Consider the following 12,516-nt stretch of genomic DNA (forward strand, 5'->3'; position numbering starts at 1 on the left):
CCGGAAGGGATCGAATGGAACTGGGGGCGCCTGCGGTTCGGGCCGGCAATGATCGCGCGGCGGCAGGCCGACATCGCGCCTGAGCGCATCCGGCATGTCGACGGTGCCTCGCGGTCCTCCGGTTTGCGGTCGACGGACCCGCGCCGAACGTTGGGCGACCGTGAAGGGCCGTGCGAACCACGTCCGCAAGGCGGACAGGCGAAGGATGAGTGAATTGCTGTGCATGTCTGGCTTTCCTCTGGTGAAGAAAGCCGCCACGTGAGGAGGCATCCGGAAATGAAAAAAGGCCGCGTCATGTGGCGGCCTTCGGATTCGGACAGGAATACGCGCGCCGCGGTTACGGGGTCGAGAGCTCGAAGCTCTTTCGAATGGCGTAAATCCGGTCCATGGGACACTCCTTGGGTCTGAGTGGGAGATTTATAGCCCGACGATGGCGAAACGACCAAGCGCTATTCTGCAAGGCGACGGGACGGGCGGAAAACCGCAGCAATTCGGCAACGGCGCCGTGGGCGTCAGGCGGCCCCGTGCTGCTCCGCACCGCGGGACTCGAGCAGGAGCCCGAGGCGGTTCATGCTGGGCACGTGGTCGGTGATGACCTTGAGAAAGACGAGGATCGGCACGGCCAGAAACGCGCCCGCCACGCCCCAGAGCCAGACCCAGATCGTCACCGTCAGCAGCACGACGAGCGTGTTCAGCGCCAGTTGTCGCCCCAGCGCCATCGGGGTGACGAACTGCCCCTCGATCGAGGTCAGGACGAAATAGGCCAGCGGGCAGAGCAGCGCCTGCCCCGCCGTGTCGAAGGTGACGAGCGCCACGGCGGCCACGGCGGCGATGCCGAGGATCGCGCCGAGATAGGGCAGGAAATTGAGCAGGAAGGCCGCGATGCCCCAGACCAGCGGATAGGGCATGCCCAGCGCCCAGAGCGACAGGCCGACCGATGCGCCAAGCCCCGCGTTGATCACCGTGATCGCGGCAAGGTAGCGCGAGACCTTGTGCTCCACGTCCGAGATGATGCGGCGCGCGCGCATCTTGTCGGACCGCGAGGGCAGCGCGGCGGCGATGCGCGCCTCGAGCGTGTCGCCCGCGCCCAGCATGAAGATCGCCAGCACGAAGGCCAGCGCCAGCGAGGTGCCCGCCCCCGCAAGGCTGGACACCATCGTGCCGAGGAAACCCGGGCCTTCGACCACGACCTCTTGCGGCTGGCTCGGGCCGCCCTGGTCGCCCTGCGCCATGTCCTGCACGTCCTGCGCCATTTCCTGCATCTGCGCCACCGAGGCGGTCAGTTCGCGCAGCTTCCAGCGCAGTTCCTGCCCGATGCGGGGGGCTTCCTCGACCAGTTGGCCAAGCGGGCCGGAGGCCGCGTAGATCGCCACGCCGACCCCGGAGCCGAGCGCAAGGATCAGCGCCGGACCGGCCAGCGTGGACGGGATGCCGAGGCGCATGGCCGCGCGCGCGGCGGGGCGCAGCGTCAAGGTGATGAGCACGGCCAGAACGATGGGCAAAAGCAGCGTGCGGGCGAAATAGGTCGCCGCCCCGGCCGCAAGGATGGCGATGAAGGTCAGCACCACGCGGATATGGTGCAGATCCCGCCCCTGCGCATCCATTGGCAGGGCGGGCGGGTCCTCGCCACGCCGGGCGAGAGGGAGGGTGCTGTCATCGGCCAAGCCAGGGTTCCTTTCGATCACGCTCAACGCACCGTGCCGTGATCGGTTCCGGGCGATTGCCCCTGCCCCGCGCGCCCGCTATCACTCCGCCCAAACCTGCAAGAGGATTCCATGGCCAGCTATCAATATGTCTATCACATGGATGGCGTCTCCAAGACCTATCCCGGTGGCAAGAAATGCTTCGAGAACATCCGCCTCAGCTTCCTTCCCGGCGTGAAGATCGGCGTCGTGGGCGTGAACGGCGCGGGTAAATCCACGCTGCTGCGCATCATGGCGGGCTGGGACAAGGATTTCACCGGCGAGGCCTGGGCCGCCGAGGGCGCGCATGTGGGCTACCTCCCGCAGGAGCCGCAGCTCGACGAAAGCCTGACCGTGCGCGAGAACGTCATGCTGGGCGTGGCCGAGAAGAAGGCCAAGCTGGACCGGTTCAACGAACTGGCGATGAACTACAGCGACGAGACCGCCGAGGAGATGGCGTCGCTGCAGGACCAGATCGACAGCGAGAACCTGTGGGACCTCGACAGCCAGATCGACGTCGCGATGGAGGCCCTGCGCTGCCCGCCCGACGACGCGATGCCCGAGCACCTGTCGGGCGGCGAACGCCGCCGCGTCGCGCTGTGCAAGCTGCTGCTGGAAGCGCCGGACATGCTGCTTCTGGACGAACCGACCAACCACCTGGACGCGGAAACCATCGCCTGGCTGCAACAGCACCTGATCGACTACAAGGGCACCTGCCTGATCGTCACCCACGACCGCTATTTCCTGGATGACATCACCGGCTGGATCCTGGAGTTGGACCGCGGCCGCGGCATCCCCTACGAGGGCAACTATTCCAGCTGGCTGGAGCAAAAGGCCAAGCGGCTGGAGCAGGAAGCGCGCGAGGACAAGTCCAAGCAGAAGACGCTGGAGCGCGAGTTGGAATGGATCCGCGCCGGCGCCAAGGCGCGGCAGGCCAAGCAGAAGGCCCGGATCAACGCCTACGAGGAACTGGCCAGCCAGTCCGAACGCGAAAAGGTCAGCCGCGCGCAGATCGTCATTCCCAACGGCCCGCGCCTCGGGTCCAAGGTGATCGAGGTCGAGAACCTGAAGAAGGGCTACGGCGACAAGCTGTTGATCGAGAACCTGAGCTTCTCGCTGCCGCCGGGGGGGATCGTCGGCGTGATCGGCCCGAACGGCGCGGGCAAATCCACGCTGTTTCGCATGCTGACCGGGCAGGAACAGCCCGACGATGGCACGCTGGAATACGGCGACACGGTGAAACTGTCCTACGTGGACCAGTCGCGCGATGCACTGGATGCCGACAAGACGGTCTGGGAAGAGATCTCGGGCGGGGCCGAGGTGATCGAACTGGGCGACGCGACGATGAATTCCCGCGCCTATTGCTCGGCCTTCAACTTCAAGGGCGGCGATCAGCAGAAGAAGGTCGGCCTGCTTTCGGGCGGGGAACGTAACCGGGTGCACATGGCCAAGCTGCTGAAATCGGGCGGCAACGTGCTGCTGCTCGACGAGCCGACCAATGACCTGGACGTGGAGACCCTGCGCGCGCTGGAAGACGCGCTGGAGGATTTCGCGGGCTGCGCCGTGATCATCTCGCACGACCGCTTCTTCCTCGACCGTCTGTGCACGCATATCCTCGCCTTCGAAGGCGAGGCGCATGTGGAGTGGTTCGAGGGCAATTTCGAGGATTACGAGGAAGACAAGAAGCGTCGGTTGGGGCCGGATGCGCTGGAGCCCAAGCGGGTGAAGTACAAGAAGTTCGTGCGGTAGGGCGGGATTGATCCCGCCTGCGCCGGTGGCGGCGTCCGGCGGGATTTTCCAGCCGGTTGTGCGTCTGGCCGTTGGCGGCGGGACACGTCCCGCCTTACGCGGCCTCTCCGAAGTCTCCGTCGGGGACGGAGCCGCTCCATTCCGGCTCCACCGGGCCCAAGCGGATATCGCGGTGGATCGAGGATGCAACCCAGTCCGCAGGACGCGTGACAAACCCGTGCTTGACCGGGTTGCCCCAGCAATAGCGGATATGCGCCTCAAGGTCGCGGTCGTCGCGGCAATGGTGTTCCCAGAACCGGCGTTGCCAAACCGCCTGCTCGCGCTTGTCCGTCCGTAGACCGGGCTTCAGCCCGGCAAACCTGCCCTTTGCAATTTCCGGAAACTCGGCTGGAAACGACTCCGGGCCAAGGCCCGGTCTACGCAATCGCACGCGCAAATCCCTGGTGAACCGCGATTTGATCCGTCCCCAACGCTGGGAATAATTCGGATCGCTTTCCGGCAAGCGCCAGACCGCGTGCATGTGATCGGGCAGGACGACCCAGGCGAGGATATCGAAGGGGCGGTCCCTGAGGGTCAGGCGCACGGCCTCTCGCAAGATATCGAGATGGTCGATAAGCGCCGTCGATCCCTGCTGCGCAAGGCAGACCGTGAAGAACACGGGCACGGGGGACGGGCTGGGGCGGCGGTAATTCGGCATGGGCACAGGATGCCCCATGCCGGTTAACACGCGGTGAACGCCTCAGTTGAACGCGCAGCCCTCTTTCACGCCGAGCTTCTTGAACAGGATGGCCGCCGGGCACCAGCCGGTGAAGGCCGATTGCAGCATGTTCAGCCCGATGAAGACGGTGAACCACATGAAGAGCGGGCTGACCCAGACGGTCAGGGCCACGCTGAGAAGGATCATCACGCCGGCAAAGGCGAGAACGGCACGGTCGAGGCTCATGGTCGGTCGATCTCCTGTCTGGTGGTCGGGCAAGGCCCGGGGACGCGGAAAGATGCATCTTTTAATTACCTATGTCAACTTTTAACGGCGCACAAGGCTGCCGAAAGTCGTTTTCCTCCAAGTTTCTACAACTATCGCTTGTGTTCCGGGCGCGCAGGGTGCATGAGGCGGGTGCACTGTTATTCTCTTTCGACCTGCTGTTCTCCCTCACCGGCCACAGTCTTTCGATCTTGCACTGACTGAGCCGGGCCGCCGCATTCCGCGGGCGGCATTCATTGAGGAGATCTCACGATGGCCAATGGCACCGTGAAATGGTTCAACGCCACCAAAGGCTTCGGCTTCATCGAGCCCGAGAACGGCCGCAAGGACGTGTTCGTCCATATCTCGGGCGTGGAACGCTCGGGCCTGACCGGCCTGTCGGACGGGCAAAAGGTCACCTTCGACCTCGAAGCCGGCCGTGACGGCCGCGAAAGCGCCGTCAACCTGGCGCTGGTCTGAGGCTGACCCGGCGGTGCACCGCGCCGCCGAGCGACATTTGGAAAGGGCGGCTGCGGCTGCCCTTTTTTATCGGCCAAACGGCGCCGACGGGCTACTGGCGCGTAGCTTTTCCTTGATTTCGCAAGCGACTCCGCTCATATGTGCGGTGCGATCGTTACCGCACTCGACCAACTGTCTCCTCTACACAAGGCTTCAGTCTCGACCCTGCTACCGACTGACGCCACGCCGCCGCAATCTCGCGGGCGGAGAACAAAAGACTAGGAGACCACGGATATGGCCACTGGCACCGTGAAATGGTTCAACACCACCAAGGGCTACGGCTTCATCGCGCCCGACTCGGGCGGCAAGGACGTTTTCGTCCACATCTCGGCTGTCGAGCGCTCTGGCCTGACCGGCCTCGCCGATAACCAGAAGGTCAGCTACGACCTGGAAGCCGGCCGTGACGGCCGCGAAAGCGCGGTGAACCTGCAGGCCCAGTAAGGCCCGCAGTCGCGACGAATTCGAAAGGGGCGCGCCCGGCTCGGGCAGCGCCCCTTTTTCATGGCAGGTCACCGGGCCCCTTGCATGGCTGCGCAAGACGTCCGATATATTGACCAAGTCAATTACAGGAGGCCCGCCATGGCCGATCACAAGCTTACCTGCCTGTCCTGCGCCAGCGTGAACCGCGTGCCGGCCGACAAGCTCTCGGCGCATCCGAAATGCGGCACCTGCGGCGCCAAGCTGATGGAGCCGCGCGTGCGCGACATCGACACCGCAACCCTGCGTAAGGCCGAGCGGACGGACACCCTGCCCCTGCTGGTGGATTTCTGGGCACCCTGGTGCGGGCCCTGCCGGATGATGGCGCCCCAGTTCGAGGCCGCCGCGAAAGAGCTGGTGCCGAGCGCGCGGCTGGCCAAGGTGAACACGCAGGTCCATGCCGACGCCACGCAGCGCTATGGCATCCGCGGGATCCCCTCGCTGATCCTGTTCCAGAACGGACAGGAGCGCGGGCGCATCGCGGGCGCGCGCGCCACGCGCGATATCGTGGCCTTCGTTCAGGGACATGCCGCCGCGCAGACGGCCTGACTCGGCGGGGCTTTTGCCAAAACGGATCGGGATGCTAGCCTGACGGCGGGTCGTGATGGGCGGCCCGCTATTTGGGGGCTGACATCATGACAGGGTTCACACGACGCGCCGCCCTGGCGCTTGGGCTTGTGGCGGGGCTGACCGCCTGCATGCCGTTCGGGCTGGGGGGCGGCGGCGATGCCGGCACCGCCAGCACTCTGCCCGAAGGCACGCGCATCGTGCTGGTGCGGCACATGGACCGCGATGACGGCAATCTCAACCTGATGGGCATTCGCCGGGCCGAGCAACTGGTCGAGGCCATCGCCGACGTGCCGTTGGACGCGATCTTTACCCATGAGCTGCCGCGTAACATGGACAGCGCCCGCCCGTTGGCCGAGGCGCGGGGCATCGAGATGACGCTGATCGACCCTGACACTGTGCCCGACACCTTGCCCGGCCTTGCGGCGGGGCGCTCGGTGATCTGGGTCGGCAATACCGGCAATCTCGGGCGGCTTTGGGACACGTTTGGGTTGGACGGCGAAGCCACGCCCGTAACCTATGGCCAGTTGGCGATCATCGAGGCCGGTGCGGGCGGCGTCCTGACCGTGGAAACGAGGAGCTTCGGCCCCCCGCCCGCACCCGAGTAAACCCGCCACCCTACCGGGCCTTGCGCCTCGCTATCGGATAACCGGACCGCGATATTGCCTGTCGCGCGGGGCCAGCCGCACCCTTCGATCATTGCCCGCCGCATATCGGCGCCAAGCCATAGATCGAAGGAGATGACCGATGCCCGCAAAGACCCGCACGCCCCGCCCGACCAATCCCGCAGCCCCCCTGCCCGGTCGCCCGGCCCCCAAGCCGTTCCGGTTCACGGATTGGGCCGCGATCTGACCGCGCCCGGCGCCCATGGAGACCGGACAGAAAAAGCACCAATGCCCGTCGCGCCAGGGGCACGTCCGGGGCATTGGTGATCAATGATGTTTGGAAAGGTGTTGAGACGCCTTAGCCGGACAGCCGGGCGTAGATGACGAGAAGGACCGGAATGGCCATCGCCGTCCAGATGCAGAAGAACATTGCCCTCCGCCCCCAGGTGTTAAAGATCTTGAGCAGTTCGGTGTCGTCCTCGTCTTCGACGGGGGCGGCCTTGTCGAACATTTCCGTTCGGGTCATGACGTCAGAGCCTCCTGAGTTCTTTGGTGAAGCGGAGGCTAGCGTGCCGTGACGCAAGGTCCAGTGATCTATGTCAAGACAACGCGCCTTTTGCTGGTGCCGAGCCAATTCTTGCGTATCATTCCCCTTGCAGAGTTGGAAAGGAGCCCCGTCATGCGCCGATTTGCCACCCTCGCCCTTGCCGCTGGTCTTGCCCTGAGCGCCCCCGCGACCGCCACCGCGCAAAGCGCCGAGGAAACGGAATACATGATGGGCTTGATGCGGGCGATGAACCAACTCTCAATCCGGTTCAACCGCGAGGTCTGCGGCTTCCTGCTGGTGGATCGCGACGGCAATTTCAGTTCGACCAAGGTCAGTTGGGGGGGGCATGCCTCTTGCGCGTCGCTGCCGCTGGAAGACGGCGTGCGCGCGATCTCGTCCTGGCATACCCACGCCGCCTGGGCGCGGCCCTATGACAACGAGGTGCCGTCGATCCAGGATGTGGAGGGCGACATGCGCATGGGCGTGAACGGCTGGGTCGGCACGCCGGGCGGGCGGCTGTGGTATGTCGACGGCCAGACGGGCGATATCCGCCAGATCTGCGGCCCCGACTGCCTGCCGACCGATCCGGGCTCGGTGAACGAGGTGCACGCGGCCCCCGCGCAGGCCTACTCGCTGGACGGGCTGTATGGCCGGTTCGGACGGTCGCGCTGAGGGCGCAGGCCCGGTCATGGGATGCGAAAATTGACAGGCCCGGCGCCGCGGCCTATCCCTGACACCACAACCATGGAGCTTTCATGTCCCGGTGAAGTGGGGAGGCAAAGGTGCCTCCCATCGCAAAACAGGCTTTGAGCGACGCGCGCCTTCTGCGTGCGGCTGGTCGTTTTGCATCTGTTCCCCACTTGACCAAAACGCCCGGCTCTCCGGGCCAGATCATGAAAGACCGAGACAATGGTTCGGGATTATTCCCAATTCCTTCCCACATCCGCCAAGGCAAACCCCGGCACCCCCAAGGCGCAGACGGCGCTTACCCGGCTGGGCTGGCAGGCGTTCTTCGCGCAGCAAACCACCGTCGATGACATGGCGCGGACGCCGCCCGTGCGCGTCGTCGAAGTGCATCGCAACGGCCTGCATGTCATCGGCGACAGCATCGACACGCTGATCCCGCCGGGGCCCGAGGCCACGGTGGGCGACTGGCTTCTGTTCGAGGCCGACGCCCCGCGCCAGAGCCGGGTCCTGCATCGCAAAAGCCTGTTTTCCCGCCGCGCCCCCGGCAAGGAGCGCAAGCTTCAACTGATCGCGGCCAATGTCGATACGGCCTTTGTCGTGACCTCGTGCAACCTTGATTTCAACGTGGCGCGGCTGGAACGGTTCATCGCTCTGGCCTTCGAGGCCGAGGTGACGCCGGTGATCGTGCTGACCAAGATCGACCTTTGCGAGGACGTATCCCCCTATCTCGACGCGGCGCGGGCGATCTCGGACCGGGTGGCGGTCGTGGCCGTCAACGCGCTGAGCGAGCAGCCCGTCGCGGCCCTGTCGGATTGGTGCAAACCGGGGCAGACGGTGGCCTTCCTCGGTTCCTCCGGGGTGGGGAAGTCGACGCTGGTGAACGCGCTGTTCCATGCCGACCGGGCGGCCACCCAGGCCATCCGCGAGGATGACAGCAAGGGGCGGCACACCACCACGCGGCGCGAATTGCACATCACGCCCGAGGGCTGCGCGGTGCTGGACACCCCCGGCATGCGCGAGCTGCAACTGGCCGATGCCGAACGCGGGATCGAGGACGTTTTCGCCGACATCACCGCGTTGGCGGTGGGATGCAGGTTCAACGATTGCCAGCACGAGACCGAACCGGGATGCGCCGTTCTGGCGGCGGTCGAGGCGGGCGAGATCGCGCCCCCGCGTCTTGAGCGCTGGCGCAAACTGGCCGCCGAAGACCGCTTCAACTCGGCCTCGCTGGCCGAGCGGCGCGCCGATGACAAGGCCTTAGGCAAGATGGTGCGCGGCGTGAAGCGGATGCAGCGCGAACGCGGGAAATGGCGCCCTTGAGGGCGGGCGGGGCCGCCCCGGTTGCTCGGGGCGGCCCCGCAGTTCACTCGGCGGCTTCCTGGTAGCTTTCCACCGGTGGGCAGGTGCAGACCAGGTGCCGGTCGCCATAGGCGTTGTCGACGCGGTTGACCGGCGGCCAGTACTTGTCGACGCGGAAGGCGCCCGGCGGGAAACAGGCCTCTTCCCGGGAATAGGCGCGGTCCCATTCGTGCACCAGGTCGTCCATCGTGTGCGGCGCGTGGCGCAGGGGGCTGTGCTCGATGGCGATCTTGCCCTCGGAAATGGCGCGGGCCTCTTCGCGGATCGACAGCATCGCGGTGATGAAGCGATCCAGTTCGGCCTTGGGCTCGGACTCGGTCGGTTCGATCATCAGCGTGCCCGCGACCGGCCAGCTCATCGTCGGCGCGTGGAAGCCGTAATCCATCAGCCGCTTGGCGATATCGTCCACGGTGACGCCGCACTCGGCCATCGGGCGGGTGTCGAGGATCAGCTCATGCGCCACGTGGTCCGATTTGCCGGTATAGAGCACCGGGTAGGCATCGCGCAGACGCGCGGCGAGGTAGTTGGCATTCAGGATCGCAACCTTGGTGGCCTGCGTGATCCCCTCGCCCCCCATTAGCCGGATATAAGCGTAGGAGATCGGCAGGATCGAGGCAGAACCAAAGGGCGCGCCCGAGACCGGCCCTTCGGTTCCGCCGGTTTCGGGGTGGCCGGGCAGGAAGGGCGCCAGGTGCGCCTTTACCCCGATCGGCCCCATGCCGGGGCCGCCCCCGCCATGCGGGATGCAAAAGGTCTTGTGCAGGTTCAGGTGGCTGACATCGGCCCCGATCTCGCCGGGTTTCGACAGGCCCACCATCGCGTTGAGGTTCGCCCCGTCGAGATAGACCTGCCCGCCATGGGCATGCGTGATCTCGCAGACCTCGCGCACGGTCTTTTCAAAGACACCATGGGTCGAGGGATAGGTGATCATGCAGGCGGCCAGCCGGTCGCCCGCGGCTTCGGCCTTGGCGCGGAAATCGTCCACGTCGATATCGCCATTGGGCGCGGCCTTCACGACAACCACCTCCATTCCCGCCATATGGGCCGAGGCCGGGTTGGTGCCATGCGCCGAGACCGGGATCAGGCAAACGGTGCGATCCATGTCGCCCCGCGCCCGGTGATAGGCCGAGATGGTCAGCAGCCCGGCATATTCGCCCTGCGCGCCCGAATTGGGCTGCATCGACATGGCGTCGTAGCCGGTGATCTCGCACAGCTTCGAGGACAGGTCCTCCAGCATCTCGGCATAGCCCTCGGCCTGGTCGGCCGGGCAGAACGGATGCAGCGAGGCGAACTCGGGCCAGGTGATCGGCATCATCTCGACCGCGGCGTTCAGCTTCATCGTGCAGGACCCCAGCGGGATCATCGCCCGGTCCAGCGCCAGGTCACGGTCGGCGAGGCGGCGCATGTAGCGCGTCATCTCGGCCTCGGAGCGGTTCATGTGAAAGACCGGGTGGGTCAGGTAGTCGCTCTCGCGCAGGAGCGCGTCGGGGATCGCCGGCAGCGTCTGCGGCCCGGCAAAGAGCACGCCGAAGGCGCGGCAGACGGCTTCGAGCTGATCCTCGGTCGTGGTTTCGTCCACCGAGATGCCGATCTTGTCCGCGCCCACGTCGCGCAGGTTCACACCGCGCGCCACGGCTGCCGCCATGATGCGGTGCTGCATGCCGCCCACCGGCACGGTGATCGTGTCGAAAAAGGTCTTGTTCTCGGGCGCGTAGCCCCCGGCCCGCAGGCTGGCGGCCAGCCGCGCGGCCTTCAGGTGCACGCGCTGCGCGATGGCGTGAAGCCCCTTTGCCCCGTGAAACACCGCGAAGAACCCGGCCATCACGGCCAGAAGCGCCTGCGCCGTGCAGACGTTCGAAGTGGCCTTCTCGCGGCGGATATGCTGCTCGCGGGTTTGCAGCGACAGGCGGTAGGCGCGGTTGCCGTTGCTGTCCACCGAGACGCCGATGATGCGGCCCGGCAGCGCGCGCTTGATCTTGTCATGGCAGGCGATGAAGGCCGCGTGCGGCCCGCCATAGCCCATCGGCACGCCGAAGCGCTGCGCACTGCCCACGGCGATATCGGCGCCCATCGCGCCCGGCTCCTTCAACAGCGTCAGCGCCAGCAGATCGGTCGCCATGATGGCGATGGCCTTGGCCTCGTGCAGCGCCGCGATCTGGGCCGTCGGATCGGTCAGGTGCCCGTAGGTGCCCGGATACTGGAAGATCGCGCCAAAGACCGCCGAGGCGTCCAGATCGGCGGGGTCGCCCACGATCACCTCGATGCCCAGGGGCGCGGCGCGGGTCTGCATCACGGCGATGTTCTGCGGGTGGCAATTCTCGTCGATGAAAAAGCCGCGCGCCTTGGATTTCGCCACGCGCTCGGCCATGACCATCGCCTCGGCGCAGGCCGTCGCCTCGTCGAGCAGCGAGGCATTGGCGATCTCGAGCCCGGTCAGATCGGCCACCATGGTCTGGAAGTTCAGCAGCGCCTCCAACCGGCCCTGCGCGATCTCGGGCTGGTAGGGCGTGTAGGCGGTGTACCAGGCCGGATTTTCCAGGATGTTGCGCTGGATCGCGGGCGGCGTGTGCGTGCCGTAATAGCCCTGCCCGATCATCGAAACCATCGGCTTGTTCAGCGCCGCGATGCCGCGCATGTGCTCCAGCAACTCGGCCTCCGACATCGGATCCCAGTCGAGCGGGGTCTTCTGCCGGATCGAGCCCGGCAGGGTCTGGTCGATCAGCGTATCGAGGCTGTCGGCGCCCACGACCTCCAGCATCTCGGCCATCTCCTGCGGCGAGGGGCCGATATGGCGGCGGTTGGCGAAATCGGTCGGGGCGTAGTCTGAAATCGTCCAGGGCATGGGCCTGTCATCCTCGGGTCTGGCGGGGGTGCGGTGACGATGCGGGCGCGCACGCCCCCATCTTTATCCTTTAAATATGCCGGGGGTCCGGGGGCTGGCCCCCGGTGGCCCGACGGCTGCGGATCACTCGCCGATGTGATCCTTGTACTCGTCCTCGGTCATGAAATCGTCCAACGCGGCCATGTCGTCGATCTTGATCTTGAAGAACCACGCCTCGCCGGTCGGGTCCTCGTTCACGAGGCCGGGGTTGTCGGCCAGCGTCTCGTTCACCTCGACGATTTCGCCATCCAGCGGGGCCACGATGTCGGAGGCGGCCTTGACGCTTTCGATCACCACGATCTCGTCGCCCTTGGCGACCTGCGTCTCGACCTCGGGCAGTTCGACGAACACCACGTCGCCCAGCTGGGTCGCGGCATGTTCGGTGATGCCGACGACGATCACGTCACCATCGGGGCGGAGCCATTCATGATCTTCGGTAAATTTCATCTGTCCCTCGTCTGGCTTGGGGGTTGAGGCAAAAA

13 protein-coding genes are annotated in these 12,516 nt (G+C 65.9%); 7 read left to right on the forward strand and 6 right to left on the reverse strand.

Going from position 1 to position 12,516, the window contains the following annotated elements; translation table 11 throughout:
- Nucleotides 1–512 precede the first annotated feature (512 nt).
- On the reverse strand, nucleotides 513–1,664 hold the full coding sequence (locus ABD923_RS13425; protein ID WP_259549773.1) for an AI-2E family transporter: 1,152 nt from the start codon (nucleotides 1,662–1,664) through the stop codon (nucleotides 513–515).
- A 111-nt stretch (nucleotides 1,665–1,775) separates the two neighbouring features.
- Between ABD923_RS13425 and ettA the strand changes: the two genes are divergently transcribed.
- Nucleotides 1,776–3,431, forward strand: a complete 1,656-nt coding sequence (gene ettA, locus ABD923_RS13430; protein WP_222191626.1) for an energy-dependent translational throttle protein EttA — start codon at nucleotides 1,776–1,778, stop codon at nucleotides 3,429–3,431.
- Between the two features lie 94 nt (nucleotides 3,432–3,525).
- Here the strand turns inward: ettA and ABD923_RS13435 are convergent, their stop codons facing one another.
- On the reverse strand, nucleotides 3,526–4,146 hold the full coding sequence (locus ABD923_RS13435; RefSeq protein WP_345229508.1) for an REP-associated tyrosine transposase: 621 nt from the start codon (nucleotides 4,144–4,146) through the stop codon (nucleotides 3,526–3,528).
- A gap of 24 nt (nucleotides 4,147–4,170) precedes the next feature.
- Nucleotides 4,171–4,374, reverse strand: coding sequence for a YgaP family membrane protein (locus ABD923_RS13440; RefSeq protein ID WP_259549771.1), 204 nt, complete (start codon nucleotides 4,372–4,374; stop codon nucleotides 4,171–4,173).
- Nucleotides 4,375–4,665: 291 nt separating this feature from the next.
- Here ABD923_RS13440 and ABD923_RS13445 point away from each other — a divergent pair, with 291 nt between their 5' ends.
- The 4 genes from ABD923_RS13445 to ABD923_RS13460 all read left to right on the forward strand — a co-directional run bounded on the left by ABD923_RS13445 (nucleotide 4,666) and on the right by ABD923_RS13460 (nucleotide 6,563).
- The gene (locus tag ABD923_RS13445) at nucleotides 4,666–4,872 is read left to right on the forward strand and encodes a cold-shock protein (protein ID WP_259549770.1); all 207 of its coding nucleotides are present in this window, start codon (nucleotides 4,666–4,668) and stop codon (nucleotides 4,870–4,872) included.
- A 273-nt stretch (nucleotides 4,873–5,145) separates the two neighbouring features.
- Entirely contained in the window at nucleotides 5,146–5,352 is a 207-nt protein-coding gene (locus ABD923_RS13450; RefSeq protein ID WP_222191623.1) for a cold-shock protein, read from the forward strand.
- Nucleotides 5,353–5,490: 138 nt separating this feature from the next.
- A complete protein-coding gene (locus tag ABD923_RS13455) occupies nucleotides 5,491–5,937 on the forward strand; it encodes a thioredoxin family protein (protein ID WP_259549769.1) in 447 nt (148 codons plus the stop codon).
- An 86-nt stretch (nucleotides 5,938–6,023) separates the two neighbouring features.
- Complete coding sequence (locus ABD923_RS13460; protein ID WP_259549768.1) at nucleotides 6,024–6,563, forward strand: histidine phosphatase family protein; 540 nt, start codon at nucleotides 6,024–6,026, stop codon at nucleotides 6,561–6,563.
- Nucleotides 6,564–6,918: 355 nt separating this feature from the next.
- On the opposite strand, the gene ABD923_RS13465 is transcribed toward ABD923_RS13460, so the two are convergent.
- On the reverse strand, nucleotides 6,919–7,086 hold the full coding sequence (locus tag ABD923_RS13465) for a hypothetical protein (protein WP_259549767.1): 168 nt from the start codon (nucleotides 7,084–7,086) through the stop codon (nucleotides 6,919–6,921).
- 153 nt (nucleotides 7,087–7,239) lie between these two features.
- On the opposite strand from ABD923_RS13465, the gene ABD923_RS13470 reads away from it, so the two are divergent.
- Both ABD923_RS13470 and rsgA read left to right on the forward strand, forming a co-directional pair.
- The gene (locus tag ABD923_RS13470; protein ID WP_259549766.1) at nucleotides 7,240–7,779 is read left to right on the forward strand and encodes a DUF4329 domain-containing protein; all 540 of its coding nucleotides are present in this window, start codon (nucleotides 7,240–7,242) and stop codon (nucleotides 7,777–7,779) included.
- Between the two features lie 237 nt (nucleotides 7,780–8,016).
- Nucleotides 8,017–9,114: a ribosome small subunit-dependent GTPase A gene (gene rsgA, locus ABD923_RS13475; RefSeq protein WP_259549764.1), complete on the forward strand. Its 1,098-nt coding sequence runs from the start codon at nucleotides 8,017–8,019 to the stop codon at nucleotides 9,112–9,114.
- Nucleotides 9,115–9,157: 43 nt separating this feature from the next.
- Here the strand turns inward: rsgA and gcvP are convergent, their stop codons facing one another.
- Together gcvP and gcvH are read right to left on the reverse strand one after the other, a co-directional pair.
- A complete protein-coding gene (gene gcvP / locus ABD923_RS13480; protein ID WP_259549763.1) occupies nucleotides 9,158–11,995 on the reverse strand; it encodes an aminomethyl-transferring glycine dehydrogenase in 2,838 nt (945 codons plus the stop codon).
- A gap of 123 nt (nucleotides 11,996–12,118) precedes the next feature.
- Entirely contained in the window at nucleotides 12,119–12,481 is a 363-nt protein-coding gene (gene gcvH / locus ABD923_RS13485) for a glycine cleavage system protein GcvH (RefSeq protein WP_222191616.1), read from the reverse strand.
- Nucleotides 12,482–12,516: the final 35 nt, after the last annotated feature.

It is taken from the genome of [Roseibacterium] beibuensis (assembly GCF_039542305.1).
In the GTDB taxonomy this organism is placed as follows: Bacteria; Pseudomonadota; Alphaproteobacteria; order Rhodobacterales; family Rhodobacteraceae; genus Roseibacterium; species Roseibacterium beibuensis.

Bases quoted from the DNA above. Each gene is read 5' to 3' on its own strand.
- ettA (WP_222191626.1), top strand. From the start codon at position 1,776: ATGGCCAGCTATCAATATGTCTATCACATGGATGGCGTCTCCAAGACC.
- ABD923_RS13435 (WP_345229508.1), bottom strand. From the start codon at position 4,146: ATGGGGCATCCTGTGCCCATGCCGAATTACCGCCGCCCCAGCCCGTCC.
- ABD923_RS13440 (WP_259549771.1), bottom strand. From the start codon at position 4,374: ATGAGCCTCGACCGTGCCGTTCTCGCCTTTGCCGGCGTGATGATCCTT.
- ABD923_RS13445 (WP_259549770.1), top strand. From the start codon at position 4,666: ATGGCCAATGGCACCGTGAAATGGTTCAACGCCACCAAAGGCTTCGGC.
- ABD923_RS13450 (WP_222191623.1), top strand. From the start codon at position 5,146: ATGGCCACTGGCACCGTGAAATGGTTCAACACCACCAAGGGCTACGGC.
- ABD923_RS13455 (WP_259549769.1), top strand. From the start codon at position 5,491: ATGGCCGATCACAAGCTTACCTGCCTGTCCTGCGCCAGCGTGAACCGC.
- ABD923_RS13460 (WP_259549768.1), top strand. From the start codon at position 6,024: ATGACAGGGTTCACACGACGCGCCGCCCTGGCGCTTGGGCTTGTGGCG.
- ABD923_RS13465 (WP_259549767.1), bottom strand. From the start codon at position 7,086: ATGACCCGAACGGAAATGTTCGACAAGGCCGCCCCCGTCGAAGACGAG.
- ABD923_RS13470 (WP_259549766.1), top strand. From the start codon at position 7,240: ATGCGCCGATTTGCCACCCTCGCCCTTGCCGCTGGTCTTGCCCTGAGC.
- rsgA (WP_259549764.1), top strand. From the start codon at position 8,017: ATGGTTCGGGATTATTCCCAATTCCTTCCCACATCCGCCAAGGCAAAC.
- gcvP (WP_259549763.1), bottom strand. From the start codon at position 11,995: ATGCCCTGGACGATTTCAGACTACGCCCCGACCGATTTCGCCAACCGC.
- gcvH (WP_222191616.1), bottom strand. From the start codon at position 12,481: ATGAAATTTACCGAAGATCATGAATGGCTCCGCCCCGATGGTGACGTG.